The organism is Salipiger sp. ABN3_019 (genome assembly GCF_056158605.1).
This window is the reverse complement of record NZ_JBSWTP010000010.1, coordinates 265,350-278,830: the sequence shown is the minus strand read 5'-3', so window position 1 is coordinate 278,830 and position 13,481 is coordinate 265,350. Positions and strand designations below refer to the sequence as shown.

At 66.2% G+C, this 13,481-nt stretch carries 13 protein-coding genes; 3 read left to right on the top strand and 10 right to left on the bottom strand.

Annotated elements, in window-relative coordinates:
* Window positions 1-114 precede the first annotated feature (114 nt).
* The gene (locus ACXAD2_RS23315) at window positions 115-813 is read left to right on the top strand and encodes a VIT1/CCC1 transporter family protein (RefSeq protein WP_475175694.1); all 699 of its coding nucleotides are present in this window, start codon (window positions 115-117) and stop codon (window positions 811-813) included.
* A 220-nt stretch (window positions 814-1,033) separates the two neighbouring features.
* On the opposite strand, the gene ACXAD2_RS23310 is transcribed toward ACXAD2_RS23315, so the two are convergent.
* Window positions 1,034-1,285 (bottom strand): hypothetical protein, encoded by a 252-nt coding sequence (locus tag ACXAD2_RS23310; RefSeq protein WP_475175691.1) that lies wholly within the window; start codon window positions 1,283-1,285, stop codon window positions 1,034-1,036.
* A 456-nt stretch (window positions 1,286-1,741) separates the two neighbouring features.
* Between ACXAD2_RS23310 and ileS the strand changes: the two genes are divergently transcribed.
* Complete coding sequence (ileS, locus tag ACXAD2_RS23305; RefSeq protein ID WP_475175690.1) at window positions 1,742-4,660, top strand: isoleucine--tRNA ligase; 2,919 nt, start codon at window positions 1,742-1,744, stop codon at window positions 4,658-4,660.
* A 122-nt stretch (window positions 4,661-4,782) separates the two neighbouring features.
* Here ileS and ACXAD2_RS23300 read toward each other — a convergent pair whose 3' ends face one another.
* From ACXAD2_RS23300 to ACXAD2_RS23290, 3 genes are all read right to left on the bottom strand, one after another.
* On the bottom strand, window positions 4,783-5,283 hold the full coding sequence (locus ACXAD2_RS23300; protein ID WP_475175686.1) for a hypothetical protein: 501 nt from the start codon (window positions 5,281-5,283) through the stop codon (window positions 4,783-4,785).
* 282 nt (window positions 5,284-5,565) lie between these two features.
* On the bottom strand, window positions 5,566-6,087 hold the full coding sequence (locus ACXAD2_RS23295) for an acyloxyacyl hydrolase (protein WP_475175682.1): 522 nt from the start codon (window positions 6,085-6,087) through the stop codon (window positions 5,566-5,568).
* 134 nt (window positions 6,088-6,221) lie between these two features.
* Window positions 6,222-6,677 (bottom strand): low molecular weight protein-tyrosine-phosphatase, encoded by a 456-nt coding sequence (locus ACXAD2_RS23290; protein WP_475175679.1) that lies wholly within the window; start codon window positions 6,675-6,677, stop codon window positions 6,222-6,224.
* Window positions 6,678-6,753: 76 nt separating this feature from the next.
* Between ACXAD2_RS23290 and ACXAD2_RS23285 the strand changes: the two genes are divergently transcribed.
* On the top strand, window positions 6,754-7,443 hold the full coding sequence (locus tag ACXAD2_RS23285) for an NAD-dependent deacylase (protein ID WP_475178369.1): 690 nt from the start codon (window positions 6,754-6,756) through the stop codon (window positions 7,441-7,443).
* 3 nt (window positions 7,444-7,446) lie between these two features.
* On the opposite strand, the gene ACXAD2_RS23280 is transcribed toward ACXAD2_RS23285, so the two are convergent.
* The 6 genes from ACXAD2_RS23280 to ACXAD2_RS23255 form a co-directional block, all read right to left on the bottom strand.
* Window positions 7,447-7,884 carry a copper chaperone PCu(A)C gene (locus tag ACXAD2_RS23280; RefSeq protein WP_475175676.1) on the bottom strand — a complete coding sequence of 146 codons (438 nt, stop codon included), beginning with the start codon at window positions 7,882-7,884 and terminating at the stop codon, window positions 7,447-7,449.
* A gap of 202 nt (window positions 7,885-8,086) precedes the next feature.
* Window positions 8,087-8,377: a 50S ribosomal protein L28 gene (gene rpmB / locus ACXAD2_RS23275; RefSeq protein WP_066107943.1), complete on the bottom strand. Its 291-nt coding sequence runs from the start codon at window positions 8,375-8,377 to the stop codon at window positions 8,087-8,089.
* 117 nt (window positions 8,378-8,494) lie between these two features.
* Entirely contained in the window at window positions 8,495-9,496 is a 1,002-nt protein-coding gene (gene meaB, locus ACXAD2_RS23270) for a methylmalonyl Co-A mutase-associated GTPase MeaB (protein WP_475175671.1), read from the bottom strand.
* A gap of 122 nt (window positions 9,497-9,618) precedes the next feature.
* A complete protein-coding gene (gene argE, locus ACXAD2_RS23265; protein ID WP_475175667.1) occupies window positions 9,619-10,725 on the bottom strand; it encodes an acetylornithine deacetylase in 1,107 nt (368 codons plus the stop codon).
* Window positions 10,722-12,380 carry an amidohydrolase gene (locus tag ACXAD2_RS23260; RefSeq protein WP_475175665.1) on the bottom strand — a complete coding sequence of 553 codons (1,659 nt, stop codon included), beginning with the start codon at window positions 12,378-12,380 and terminating at the stop codon, window positions 10,722-10,724. The genes argE and ACXAD2_RS23260 overlap by 4 nt, the downstream gene beginning before the upstream one ends.
* A gap of 78 nt (window positions 12,381-12,458) precedes the next feature.
* Complete coding sequence (locus ACXAD2_RS23255) at window positions 12,459-13,478, bottom strand: extracellular solute-binding protein (protein WP_475175663.1); 1,020 nt, start codon at window positions 13,476-13,478, stop codon at window positions 12,459-12,461.
* Between the last annotated feature and the right edge of the window lie 3 nt (window positions 13,479-13,481).

The window sequence follows — 13,481 nt, the reverse complement described above, 5'->3', positions numbered from 1 at the left end:
GTCCATCGCGGCGCAGGATGATCAAAGGCAAGTTGATCAAAGACAAGTTGATCAAAGACAAGGCGCGCGCGCTGCGGCAGGGTCACTCTATGCCCGCAAGCAGGAGCCAGCCGCATGACCAGCCAGCCCGACATCTCCACCGACCTGCCGCAGCCCGAGGGCCACGGACGGCTGCGCGACATCGTCTATGGCGCCATCGACGGATCGGTGACCACTTTCGCCATCGTCGCCGGGGTGGCCGGAGCCGAGCTGTCGCCCTTCATCATCCTCGCGCTAGGCTTTGCCAATGTGCTGGCCGACGGGTTCTCGATGGCGGCGGGCAATTATTCGGGCACCAAGGCCGAGCGCGACGATCTGGAGCGGCTTCGGCTGGCCGAGTGCACCCGTGTCGACACCGCTCCAGAGGCGGCCCGCCGCGACCTGCGCGCGCATTTGGCCCGGCAGGGTCTCTCCGGTGAGGTGCTGGAGGCGGCGACAGCACAGATCGCCGCCAAACCCGAGAATTGGTGCAGGCAGTTGCTGGCCGGCGATCATGGGCTGTCGTCGGTGGACCCGCAGCCGATGCGCGCCGCGCTGGCCACGTTCGCCGCCTTCCTCGCCGCCGGGCTGGTGCCGCTGCTGCCCTTCGTTCTGGGGCTGGAGAACGCTCTGGCAGTGACCACCGTGCTGACGCTCGCCTGCTTCTTCGCGATCGGCGCCTACAAGAGCCGCTGGTCGCTCAGCCCGTGGTGGCGCTCGGGGCTCGAGACGCTGGCCATCGGCGGCACGGCCGCGGGCATCGCCTTTGTCGTCGGGCGACTTTTCGCGCTTTGACGGCGCGCTTTGAGGGCAGCCAGCGCCGCGACGGATCGCGAGAGCATTCACCGGCGGCGCTGGCCAGAGGAGACCCCGTTACGCGGGCTCCATCAAAAAGCAGCCCCCCGCCCGGACCATCCGTGAGTGGTAGCGGGTCCCTTGCGGCAGGACGAGAGGGTACCAAACGCCAGCCACAATTGGCCGGCGCACTCAGGAAGCCGGCAGCGTCGGTACCGCCTCACTCCCCCGGAACGGAGCTTATGGCTCCGCCCCCCGGCGTGGCGGCGGGGAGGTCCCCATCCCCGTGCACGCGCAGGGTTCCGATCCCGACCATCAGGCCGAGCACAAGCAGGACCGCCACCAGAAGACCTCCGGCAAAATTACCGAAGGCGCCGGTCTGCGGCGGCTCTGCAATACGCATGGTCGGCTCTGCCCTCAGGGTCGAGCCATAGGCGCCGCCACGCGGCAGATCTTCGTCACGATAGGCCATCGAGCCTCCATGGGTTCACTATGGGTGCACCCGGCACGGGCCGCGAAAGCCCGGCGTGCACTGCGTCTGCCCGTAACAACCTCATTTTGGTCCGGAGGGTCCTTCACTTCCTTCGCGATTGCGGAATTCGGCGCGCAGCCGCCAAATCCCCCTTGGGGCATTGGCCGATCCCCGCCAGCGCCTGGGGCCAGGCGGCGCCAGAGCGCCGGACTGCCGCAGCGTCACCGGGGGATTTCCGCCCATGGCGTGTATTTCGGCACCAGCCTTGGGCACCGCGCGCAAGCTCTGGACCATCGCGAGTCGCTTGCCTATAAGGCGCGCATGATGCCCCGCAATGCGATCATCATTCGAATTACATGCCCGGCGCTCTGATCAATAGAGCCGCCGGGACAAGGCGTATGGACCGCCGCGCCGACCTTTCTCAGACATCCGACATCATTTCCGGGACCGCAGAACATGTGCGCCGACACCACCACCCAGACGCCTGACTACAAGGACACGCTGAACCTTCCGAAGACCGACTTTCCGATGCGCGCGGGCCTGCCCAAGCGCGAGCCGGAATGGCTGGAGCGTTGGGCCAAGATCGGCATCTACGACCGGCTGCGCGACAAGGCCGAGGACGGCACGCGCACGCCCTTCACGCTGCACGACGGCCCGCCCTACGCCAACGGTCACCTGCACATCGGCCACGCGCTGAACAAGACGATCAAGGACATGATCGTGCGCTCGCACCAGATGATGGGCCATGATGCGCGCTATGTGCCGGGCTGGGACTGCCACGGCCTGCCGATCGAGTGGAAGATCGAAGAGCAGTACCGCAAGAAGGGCAAGAACAAGGACGAGGTTCCGGTCATCGACTTCCGGCAGGAATGCCGCAAGTTCGCCGAAGGTTGGGTCGACATCCAGCGCGACGAGTTCAAGCGCCTTGGCATCACCGGCAACTGGGACGATCCCTATCTGACCATGGCGTTCCACGCCGAGCGGGTGATCGCGGAAGAGTTCCAGAAGTTCCTGATGAACGGCACGCTCTATCAGGGCTCGAAGCCGGTCATGTGGTCGCCGGTCGAAAAGACCGCGCTGGCCGAGGCCGAGATCGAATACCACGACCACAAGTCGCACACGATCTGGGTGCCGTTCAAAATCGTCTCGGGCGGCGAGCTTGATGGCGCGCGCGTGGTGATCTGGACCACCACCCCCTGGACCATCCCGTCGAACAAGGCCGTCGCCTATCACCCGCAGATCGAATACGGCCTCTACGAGGTCACCGGCACCCCCGAGGAATGCTGGTGCTCGGTGGGCGATCTCTACGTCGTGGCCGACAAGCTGGCCGGCGACGTGTTCAAAGCCGCCCGCCTCGAGCCCGATATGGTCTCGCGCAAGCGCAGCGTTTCGGCCGATGAACTGTCGGGCATGACCCTCGCCCACCCGCTGCGCGGCGTCGACGGCGCCGAGGGGTTCTGGGACTACGACGTGCCGATGATCGACGGCGACCATGTCACCGACGACGCGGGCACCGGCTTTGTGCACACGGCCCCCAGCCACGGCGCCGACGACTATGAGTGTTTCGTCAAGCGCAACTGGATCGACCGGATGACCCACAACGTGGGCGAGGAATCCGAGTTCCTGCCGCATGTGCCGTTCTTCGCCGGGCTGCGCGTGTTCGATCAGAAGGGCAAGGAAGGCAAGGCCAACAACGCCGTGATCGCCAAGCTGGTCGAGGCTGGCGGCATCATCGCGCGTGGCCGGGTCACCCACTCCTACCCGCACAGCTGGCGCTCCAAGGCGCCGGTGATCTTCCGCAACACGCCGCAGTGGTTCGCCGCCATCGACCGCGACGTGCAGGACGGGCAGGACGAGAACGGCAAGACCATCCGCGACCGTGCCCTCACCTGCATCGATCAGGTGAAATGGACACCGCAATCGGGCCGCAACCGTCTCTACTCGATGATGGAAGCGCGTCCGGACTGGGTGCTCTCGCGCCAGCGCGCCTGGGGCGTGCCGCTGACCTGCTTCACCAAGAAGGGCGCGCTGCCTACCGACGAGGGCTTCCTGCTGAAGGACCCGGCGGTGAACGCGCGCATCTGCGAGGCCTTCGAGGCCGAGGGCGCCGATTGTTGGTACGCGGAAGGCGCGAAGGAGCGCTTCCTCGGTGCGGATTACAACGCCGATGAATGGGAGCAGGTCTACGACGTGCTCGACGTGTGGTTCGATAGTGGCTCGACCCATGCCTTCGTGCTGCGCGACCGCGCCGATGGCACCAAGGACGGCATCGCCGACGTCTATATGGAAGGCACCGACCAGCACCGCGGCTGGTTCCACAGCTCGCTGCTGCAGTCGGTCGGCACCACCGGCCACGCGCCCTATCGCAACGTGGTCACCCATGGCTTCACGCTGGACGAGAAGGGCAACAAGATGTCCAAATCGCTCGGCAATACCATCGTGCCCGAAGAGGTGATCAAACAGTACGGCGCCGACATCCTGCGCCTCTGGGTCGCCCAGACCGATTACACCGCCGACCAGCGGATCGGGCCGGAGATCCTCAAGGGTGTGGCCGACAGCTACCGCCGCCTGCGCAACACCATGCGCTTCATGCTCGGCGCGCTTGGCCACTTCGAAGAGAGCGACCGGGTCGACGCCGCCGACATGCCCGAGCTGGAGCGCTGGGTGCTGCACCGTCTCGCCGAGCTCGACGAGGTGGTCCGTGAAGGCTACCGCGCCTATGACTTCCAGCACGTGTTCCAGCAGGTTTTCACCTTCTGCACCGTGGATCTGTCGGCCTTCTACTTCGACATCCGCAAGGACGCGCTTTACTGCGACGGCGACACCGCCCGCCGCAAGGCCGCCCGCACGGTCATGGACCTGCTGTTCCACCGCCTGACCACATGGCTCGCGCCGGTGCTGCCCTTCACCATGGAAGACGTCTGGCTGGACCGCTTCCCGGGCGAGCAAAGCTCGGTGCACCTGCAGGACTTCCCCGCCACCCCGACCGACTGGCGCGATGCCGCACTGGCCGAGAAATGGGGCAAGGTGCGCCTTGCTCGCCGCGCAGTCACCGCGGCGCTGGAGCTGCAGCGCACCGAGAAGGTCATCGGCGCCTCGCTCGAGGCGGCCCCGGTGGTGCATGTGGAGGATGCGGAGATGCTCGAGGCGCTGAAGTCGGTCGCCTTCGAGGATATCTGCATCACCTCGGACGTCGCGCTCACCGCCGATCCGGCCCCGGCAGAGGCCTTCCGCATGGCCGATGTGCCGAATGTGGGCGTGGTCTTTGAAAAGGCCGAGGGCGAGAAATGCCAGCGCTGCTGGAAGATCCTGCCTGATGTGGGCACGCACAGCCATTCGTCCACCTGCGCGCGCTGCGACGAAGCGCTGGGGTAAGCGAGGCGCCCCTGCCCGACGCCGCTTTGGCGGGGCGGGCGGAAGGTGAGTATTTGGGGAAAGATGAAAGGGCCGAGGTGGCGATCACCCCGGCCCTTTTTCCAAATCTGGAAGCGGGCAGCTCAGCCGCCCTGATGCATCATCCGCTCGTGCACCGCCTGCATGCCGCGTGCGGCCATGTCCGAAACCTCGGCGGCATGGGTGTGCAGCGCCGCGACCATCTGCGGATCATCCGAGGTCTGGGTGACGACAATCCCGGCGTCCGTCACCTCGATCTGCGTGTTGATTGCCTCGGGGCGGGCGAAAAAGATGTCGAGCGTCGGGCTCTGGATGAAGACCTTGGGATCGTCCCCGGCCTCGACCCTCGCGATCATCCCGGTGACATGGCTGATGAGCACGTCCATCACCTCTGGATCGGAGGAGCGCGTCACCGTCCTGATGCCGTCCGGCAGATTGGTGACCTCGCGCGTGAAGGTGGGAAAATTGCGGAAAAGGGTGGCAAGCTCGGCGCTTTCCTCGGGCGTGGCGTTGAGACCGCGCAGACCCGGCATGGTGACCTCATCATGCCCGGCGCCATCGGCGCCATGGCCATGCATCATGCCCGCGCCCATCTGGCTTCCCATGTGCCCTCCTGCGCCATGGCCCTGCATTTGGGCGTGCGCTGTGCCCGCCAGCAGAAGCGTGGCACAAGCGGCCAAAGGCGCGACATAGGCGGCGATGGAGTGGGACATGCGATAGCGATGCGCGGACATTTGGGCTCTCCCCCTCTGAGGTCTGCGGCCCATGGTACAGCGCCTCCGCGGGCGCGCCAAAGCGATACATCCAAATTGACGAATTTGTTGGGCCGCACAAAGAAAAAGGCGCCCCCAAGGGACGCCTGTCTCAAGCTCGGCGGAAATGCGCGCTCAGCGGGTCGGGATGCTGACCCGGAACTGAACCGTTTCGATGCCGGGGTTGTTGTCGTAGATGTCGGCGTTCGAACGGTGATCATAGCTGAGGCCAAAGCGCCAGCCCATGCGGTTCTCATAGCCCAGTTCGATCCCCGAGCGGAACTCGATCGGACCGCCAAGCTCGAAGCCGCCATTGTCGGCATAAAGCCCCGGCATGGCGTGCAGTTCGGCATAGAAGGGCGTGTTGCCGAGCGCGGTGTTCCACGTTGCGCCATAGCCGATCCAGCTTTCGCCATCCTCGGCCAGCGACACGCCGATGGCCTGACCGAAGGGGCCGAACTTGCGACCGAAATCATAGCGCAGGTAGACCTCGGGCTTCGCCTCGGCGTGGCGCTCGACCACCGAGCCTGCCGAGAAGGCGAGCCGCGGCGAGGTTTCATTGCTGCCGACGCAGCCGTTCGACGTCCCGCAATAATTGACGCCCATGTCGCTGAGACCCGCGATCAGCATGAGCACTGCAAAGGTTCCGTTTGCCATTCTACTACCCTTCGATCTGCCCCGACGCCTGATGCGCCTTGATATTACCTAGCGTCTCAATGGCGCATGCGGCACGGGCTGTCCACCCGCCGCAGCGCACACCGCCCGAGGCGATCCTTCGGCGCAACAGCGCCTCAGCGCGAAAGCGTGTCCAGCAGGCCCTCTGCGGCGCGTTCGATGAGCTCGAGCGTGCCGTCAAAATCGCGTGTGTAGTAGGGATCGGGCACCTCGGTGGCGCCACTGCCCGGCGCGTAATCGGTGAAGAGGCGCAGCTCGGCCCCGCCCTGTGCCGGGCGCAAGCGCTCGAGATTTTCGAGGTTCGACGGATCCATGGCGATGATCAGATCGAAGCGGTGGAAATCCTCGGCCGCCACCTGCCGCGCGCGCAGCCGCGACAGATCGTAGCCGCGGGTCCGCGCCGCGCGCTGCATCGGACCGTAGGGCGGCTCGCCCACATGCCAGTCTCCGGTGCCGGCGCTGTCGATCTCGAGCGCGACGCCGCGCTCTGCGGCCCTCACACGCAGCACCCCCTCGGCCGAGGGAGAGCGGCAGATATTGCCCAAGCAGACAAAGAGGATACGGTAAGCCATGCGGGTCTCCTTCCGGGGCCGGTGATAGCCTGTCCACGCGGCAGGCGCAAAGCAGGAGACGGACAAATTGGCAAAGCTGGGCAAGATCGTCATTCTCACCGGGGCGGGCATCTCTGCCGAAAGCGGGCTGGGCACCTTCCGCGACGAGGGCGGGCTTTGGGCGCAGCACCGGATCGAGGATGTGGCCACGCCCGAGGGTTTTGCCCGCAACCCCACGCTGGTGCATGACTTCTACAACGCCCGCCGCGCGCAGGCCGCCGAGGCCACGGCCAACGCGGCCCATGCCGCCCTTGCGCGTCTGCAGCGCGAGCATGCGGGCGAGGTGATCCTTGTGACGCAGAACGTCGACGGGCTGCATGAGGCGGCGGGCGCCTCGGCACTGCACATGCATGGGGCGCTTGAAGGCGCGCTCTGCGCCGTGTGCGGCGCCCGCTGGGCGGCGCCGCTGGTCATGGCCCCTGCCGATCCCTGCCCTACGTGCGGGCGCGCGGCGACGCGCCCCGACATCGTCTGGTTCGGAGAGATGCCCTATTACATGGACGAGATCGCCGAGCACCTCGAAAGCTGCGATCTCTTTGCCGCCATTGGCACTTCCGGGCAGGTCTATCCTGCCGCTGGTTTCGTGCAGGAGGCGACCTATGCCGGCGCCCATACGGTGGAGCTCAACCTCGCCGACAGCGACGGCTCGCGGCTCTTTGCCGAGCATCGGGTCGGACCGGCGAGCCGGATCGTGCCGCTTTGGGTTGAGGAGCTGCTGGCGGGCTGAAGCTCAGCGATCCAAATCGACCGGCACATCGATGCGAATCTCTTCGCCCGACTCGAACCCCAGCGTCAGGCCGACCTGTGTGCCCTGATCGAGCGGGCGGCTGAGGCCCATCAGCATGACGTGGTCGCCGCCGCGGGCCAGCGCGTGGCTGCCACCGGCGGGAATCACCAGCCCGCCCTCGATCGGGCGCATCCGCATCACGCCATCCTCGCCGGCGATATGGGTGTGAAGCTCGGTCTTGGCGGCGGCGTCCGACTCAACCGAAACGAGTTGCTCGTCCTCGGGGCCGTCGTTGCGCAACGTCATGAAGATCGCGCCGGTGGGCGCCGAGGGCATGGCCGCGCGGGCGTAGGCATCCTCGACAATGATCTCGGCCTTGGCGTGTCCGGCTACCACTGTGGACAGCGCCAGCGCCATCGCCGCAAAAAGGTTCACCTGCATGTTTAACATTCCTCCCCAAACACCGAAGCTTACTGCGGTTTCGTGAACCATCCCCAGAGGCGACGCAAGGGCATGACGTGGGGATAACTTCTGGGGAAGATCAGGCGCTCACGCGGGTCAATGTAAATCAAATACATGAAAACAAACGAAAACAGCCCCGAAGCGGGCTGCTTCGGGGCTGTGGAAATCTCTGTGGACCAGATTAGGCTTGCGCCGTCTGAGCCTTTGCGATTTCTTTTTTGACTTTCAGCGCGTTGGCGCTCAGTTCGGTGTCCTTCGCCTTGGCGAGGAACTTGTCGAGGCCACCGCGGTGGTCGACCGAACGCAGAGCGGAAGCCGAGATGCGCAGCTTAACGCCGCGGCCAAGGGTTTCCGACTGCAGAGTAACGTCGTTCAGGTTGGGCAGAAAGCGACGCTTGGTTTTGTTGTTGGCGTGGCTCACGTTGTGGCCCGTCATGGGGCCTTTGCCGGTCAGTTCGCATACGCGCGACATTTGGTCCATTCCTTCATGTCTCGGGGCGAAAGCGGGCCTTCCGCCAATATCAAAGGGCGCCGCTTTCACAGCGCCCGGAATCTGGTCGCGCCTCTCTAGCTCCAAGGCCGGTTGGCGTCAAGTGCCCTTCCCGGCAAAGGCCGGTAGATAAGTCCGGAGGATTTCATCTGCCGCGCGCGCGGGCACTATCTCGCCGGATTCGACGCGGCTTGCAAGCGCCGCCATGGCGCCGCGCACCGGCTCCTGACGCAGCCGCGAGAGCAGCCCCTCGCGCACCTCCGCCTCGAACCAGTGGCGGGCCTGCTCGGCGCGGCGGGCGGCAAATTGACCGGCCTCGCGGCGCCAGTCGGTCAGTGCCTGCATCTCCTGCCACGCGGCCTCCAGCCCCGCCTCCTCGAGCGCAGAGACGGTGAGCGCCTTGGGAAAACCGTCTGGGTCTTGCGGACGCTTGCGCAGCAGCCGCAGCGCGCCTGCATAGTCGGCGCAGGTGCGTGTCGCCGTGGCCTTGAGGTCGCCATCGGCCTTGTTGATGAGGATGATGTCGGCGGTCTCCATGATCCCGCGCTTGACCCCCTGCAGCTCGTCGCCGCCCGCCGGGGCCAGCAGCAGCAGGAAGAGATCGGACATCTCAGCCACCATGGTTTCGGACTGCCCTACGCCCACGGTCTCGATCAGGATCACGTCGAAGCCAGCGGCCTCGCACAGACCGATTGCCTCGCGCGTGCGGCGCGCCACACCGCCCAACTGGGATTGCGCCGGAGAGGGCCGAATAAAGGCGTTACGGTCGCGCGAGAGCCGCTCCATGCGGGTCTTGTCGCCGAGGATAGAGCCCCCCGACCGCGCCGAGGACGGATCGACCGCCAGCACGGCGACCTTGAGCCCCTGCCCCGTCAGCATCATGCCGAAGGCCTCGATGAAGGTGGATTTGCCGACGCCGGGCGTGCCCGAGAGACCGATGCGCAGCCCTTCCCGGCCCCGGCCCTGCCCGCGCAGCCGCTCCATCAGCGCCGTTGCCTGCGCCCGGTGATCGGCACGCCCGCTTTCCACCAGCGTGATTGCGCGTGCCAGAGCGCGCCGCTCCCCGGCCTCGATCCGTGCTGCCAGATCCTCGATATCCATGCCACCTCGCTCCGTTTGCCCCGATTTGGGCCACGGGCGCGGGCAATGTCCACCCGCGCGGCAGCACCGCGCGGAAAAATCGCAGCGAGATGAGAGAGCCTAGGCGGGCCCCGGAACGGGGGTCAGCCGCGCAGCAACCGATCCAGCACGTCGCAGCAGAGCTGCAGCTGAGCGCGGGCGATGGATTCGTCGGGCTGGTGCCCGTCTGCCATGGTGCCCGGCCCGCAGACCACTGTGGGAATCCCCAGCGCGGCAAAGAAGCCCGCCTCGGTGCCATAGGAGACCTTGAGCGGCGCGGCATCGGGCAGCAATGCCGCCAGAGGCGCGATCTCTGGCCGGGACGGGTCGGTGTCGAGGCCGGGATAGGCGCCGGTGCGGGTGATCTCGATCCCTTCGGGCAGGCCACTTTCGATCCCCGCGAGGATGTCCTCGGCCCGCTCCTGCGCCAGATGGCGGATTTCGAACTCCACCTCGGCATGCTCGGGCACGATGTTGAGCGCCACGCCGCCCTGCATCCGTCCGGCGTGCACGGTGGAACTGGCGACATCATAGGCCGCATCCTGCGCGCCGCTTCCGTTCAACCGCTCCTGCGCGGCGCGCAGGGCCGCGATCAGGTCAGCGGCGAGATGCAGCGCATTGGTGAAGCGCGGCGCCATGGCCGAATGCCCCGCCTCGCCGTGGCAGGTGGCGCGGTAGCTCGCCTTGCCCTTGTGCCCGATGCCGAGGCGCATCAGCGTCGGCTCTCCGACGATGCAGAGGTCAGGGCGGCCAAGTTCGGGGATCACCCGGTCGATCATCTGCGGGATGCCGCGGCAGCCCACTTCCTCATCCCAGCTGAGCGCGATCATCACCGGGCGCGCGGGCGGGGCGTCGCGCAGCGTTTCGGCCAGAGCGAGCACGCAGGCGATGAACCCCTTCATATCGGTGGTCCCGCGCCCAAGCAGACGATCCCCGCGCCGGGTCAGGGAAAACGGATCGACGCTCCAGCTCTGCCCATCCGTTGGCACCACATCGGTGTGGGCCGACAGCAGAACGCCCCCATCGCCCGCGCCGAAGCGCGCCAGCAGCCCGGCTTTGGGCGCCCCTTCTGCCGCGATGCGGGTCACGGTGAAACCCGCCCCGCTCAGGAAATCTTCAACCCAGTCGATCAGCGCGAGGTTCGAACTGGCCGACACCGTGGGAAATCCGACCAGCGTGGCGAGCAGCTCTTCAACGCGGGCCAGCCTCATGCGTCTGCCTCAAAGACCACGGCGCCATCGCAGATGGTGAGCGCGGCCCGGCAGGCGCCAGCACCCGCGACCAGCGCCCGCGGATCGCCATCGAGCAGCACCACATCCGCCGCCATGCCCGGCTGCAGCGCCCCGCGTGTGCCCTCGGCAAAGAGCGCATGGGCCCCGCCGGACGTATAGGCTTCGATCACCGCCTCGAACGGAATGCGCTGGTCCGGCACATCCTCGGCCCACGGCTCTCGCGAGAGCGCCGAATGGATCGCATTGAACGGCGAGAGCGGCGCGGTCGGCCAGTCGGTGCCAAAGGCGAGCGTGGCACCCGCGTCCTGCAGGGTCTTCCATGGAAATGTGTCCTGCCAACGGTCACGGCCCATGATCGACACGGTCGGCTCGAGCGGCAGGCCGCTGGAGCCCGGCGGATGCACCGGCTGCATCGAGGCCACCACGTCGAGCGCGGCGAAGCGGGCCAGATCGTCCGGATGCAGCATGTCGATATGCTCGACCCGGTGGCGGGCATCACGGGCACCGTTCTTCGCGCGCGCCGCCTCATAGCCGTCGAGCGCCGTGCGCACGGCGGCATCGCCGACGCAATGCACCTGAATTTGCAGCCCCCTCGCATCGGCCTCTTCGCAAAGCGCGGTAAAGCGCTCGTGCGTGAACAGCGGCGCGCTGCGAAAGCCCTGACGGTCCGGGTAATCATCGGTGCGATAGGCGGTCCATGTGTCGAAGACGCCATCGAGGAACATCTTGATGCGGCCAAAGGAGAGCTTCTCCGAGCCTTTGCGCGTGGCGGCCTCGATCAGCTCATTGATGCGGGCGTCGTCATGCGAGGGCGACAGCCGCATCGCCAAGGAGACGCGGATCGGCAGCGCGCCATCCCGCTCCATCTCCGAGAGCAGCTCGGCCTGATAGAGATTGCCGTCCATATTGACGGCGGTGGTGATCCCATAGGCGGCGCAGGCCTTCATAGCGGCGGCAATGGCAGCCTTGTCGGCGGCACGGTCGGCCTCGCTCACCGGGCCGGGCTCATCGCCCGCCATCGCCGCATTGTCGCGCCCGCCATGGGCCGAGAGCTTGCCAACAAGGCGCATGGCATTGCCCTCGCGCAGCTCGCCGTTCGGTTTGCCATCCGCTCCGAGCACGATCTCGGCGTTCTTCACCTCCGGGATTTCATCCATCAGCCCCGCCGCGGCAAGCGCGGCAGTGTTGGCCCATGCGGTGTGCAGATCGACCGCGTAGACCATCAGCGGTTGATCGGGCAGCAGCGCATCAAGAGCATGGCGGTCGGGCCGCGTGCCGGGGCCGAGAATTTCATAATTCGCCGAAATGGCGCAGAGCAAAGGGCTGTCTTCGCGGCCTTGGCGATAGGCGGTCAGCGCCGCCGCGAACGCTGCGCGGGTGTCGATCCCAAAAAGGTTCAACTGGCCCAGCGTCACGCCGCCCTGAAAGAGGTGCAGATGACTGTCGCAGAGGCCGGGCGAGACCCAGAGCCCCTCCGCCTCGATCCGCCGTGCGGGCATCTCTCCGTCTGGCATGGAACCGGGCGCACCGATCCAGTCGATCCGCCCATCCTTGAGCCGCAGGGACACGGGCGCGCGGCTGAAGATGTCGCGCGCATTGTGGATTTCGAGCGTCTGCGGGCTGGTGCGGGTCATGGCATCGGGGCTTTCGATCAATGGAAGGCGCCCGGCCAGAGCGTCTCCGGCCGGGCGTGGCAATTGCGGGTTCAGCGCTTATTGCAGCAGGTCGGTCCAGACCTTGGTCACCAGATCCTGCGCCGCGGGCGAGCAGGCCTTGGAGAATTCGACCGGCACCGTCGGGAACAGCTCGGGGGCGTTCTCGGGGGTGTATTTGGCCTTCTCGAGGTCCAGCTCCACCGGCGAAGAGTGGGCGTAGTAGTTGTACTGGATGGTCGCGTTCTCCACCTCGGACATGAAGTCGATGAACTGCTTCGCGCCTTCGACGTTCTCGGCGCCCTTCGGCACGACGAAGCTGTCGAGCCAGCCGACGAGACCCTCTTTGGGCTCGGCGTAGACGATGTTCGAGCCTGCGTTGCGGGTTTTCAGCACGTTGCCGTCCCACCAGAAGTGCGCGCCGACCTCACCGGTGCCGATGCGGTTTTCGATGTTGTCCGAGCTGTAGGCGGCCACGTCGGGCTTTTGCGCCATCAGCAGATCGTAGACCTTCTTCATCTCGGATTTGTCCTCCGAGCAGAAGGGCACGCCGAGGTAGAGCTGCGCCGCGCCCACAACCTCATCCGGGTAAGACAGCGAGGCCACCTTGCCCTTCAGATCGGCGGGCGGGGTGAAATAGACCTCCCAGCTGTCGATCGGGCCCTCATAGACGTCGCGGTTCACCGCAAAACCTGCGGTGCCATAGGCAAGCGGGATCGAATAGGCGTTCTCGGGATCCCACCACTGGCCCTTCCATTTGTCGTCCACCTGCGCGTAGGCGGCGAGATTTTTCGCACCGATGTCTTCGAGCAGCCCCTCGTCGATCATGATCTTCACGAAGTGCTGCGAGGGGGTCACGATGTCATAGCCCGACGAGCCAGCCTGCAGTTTGGTCAGCGCATCCTCGTTGGACTGGAAACCGTCGGTATTGACGGTCATGCCGGTCTGCGCCTCGAATTTCTCGATGAGTTCGGGAGCGATGGAATCCGACCAGGTGTAGAGATTGAGCGTGCCGCCCGCATGGGCCGGCAGCGCCAGCGCGATGGCGGTGGCCGCGCCGAGGAGGGTCTTGAGTTTCATGGA

What these genes read in the sequence shown, in the direction of transcription:
- rpmB (WP_066107943.1), bottom strand. Translation starts at nt 8,377, where the DNA reads ATGTCGCGCGTATGCGAACTGACCGGCAAAGGCCCCATGACGGGCCAC.
- ACXAD2_RS23310 (WP_475175691.1), bottom strand. Translation starts at nt 1,285, where the DNA reads ATGGCCTATCGTGACGAAGATCTGCCGCGTGGCGGCGCCTATGGCTCG.
- ACXAD2_RS23315 (WP_475175694.1), top strand. Translation starts at nt 115, where the DNA reads ATGACCAGCCAGCCCGACATCTCCACCGACCTGCCGCAGCCCGAGGGC.
- ACXAD2_RS23300 (WP_475175686.1), bottom strand. Translation starts at nt 5,283, where the DNA reads ATGGGAAGCCAGATGGGCGCGGGCATGATGCATGGCCATGGCGCCGAT.
- ACXAD2_RS23260 (WP_475175665.1), bottom strand. Translation starts at nt 12,380, where the DNA reads ATGACCCGCACCAGCCCGCAGACGCTCGAAATCCACAATGCGCGCGAC.
- ACXAD2_RS23255 (WP_475175663.1), bottom strand. Translation starts at nt 13,478, where the DNA reads ATGAAACTCAAGACCCTCCTCGGCGCGGCCACCGCCATCGCGCTGGCG.
- ACXAD2_RS23295 (WP_475175682.1), bottom strand. Translation starts at nt 6,087, where the DNA reads ATGGCAAACGGAACCTTTGCAGTGCTCATGCTGATCGCGGGTCTCAGC.
- meaB (WP_475175671.1), bottom strand. Translation starts at nt 9,496, where the DNA reads ATGGATATCGAGGATCTGGCAGCACGGATCGAGGCCGGGGAGCGGCGC.
- argE (WP_475175667.1), bottom strand. Translation starts at nt 10,725, where the DNA reads ATGAGGCTGGCCCGCGTTGAAGAGCTGCTCGCCACGCTGGTCGGATTT.
- ACXAD2_RS23290 (WP_475175679.1), bottom strand. Translation starts at nt 6,677, where the DNA reads ATGGCTTACCGTATCCTCTTTGTCTGCTTGGGCAATATCTGCCGCTCT.
- ACXAD2_RS23280 (WP_475175676.1), bottom strand. Translation starts at nt 7,884, where the DNA reads ATGCAGGTGAACCTTTTTGCGGCGATGGCGCTGGCGCTGTCCACAGTG.
- ileS (WP_475175690.1), top strand. Translation starts at nt 1,742, where the DNA reads ATGTGCGCCGACACCACCACCCAGACGCCTGACTACAAGGACACGCTG.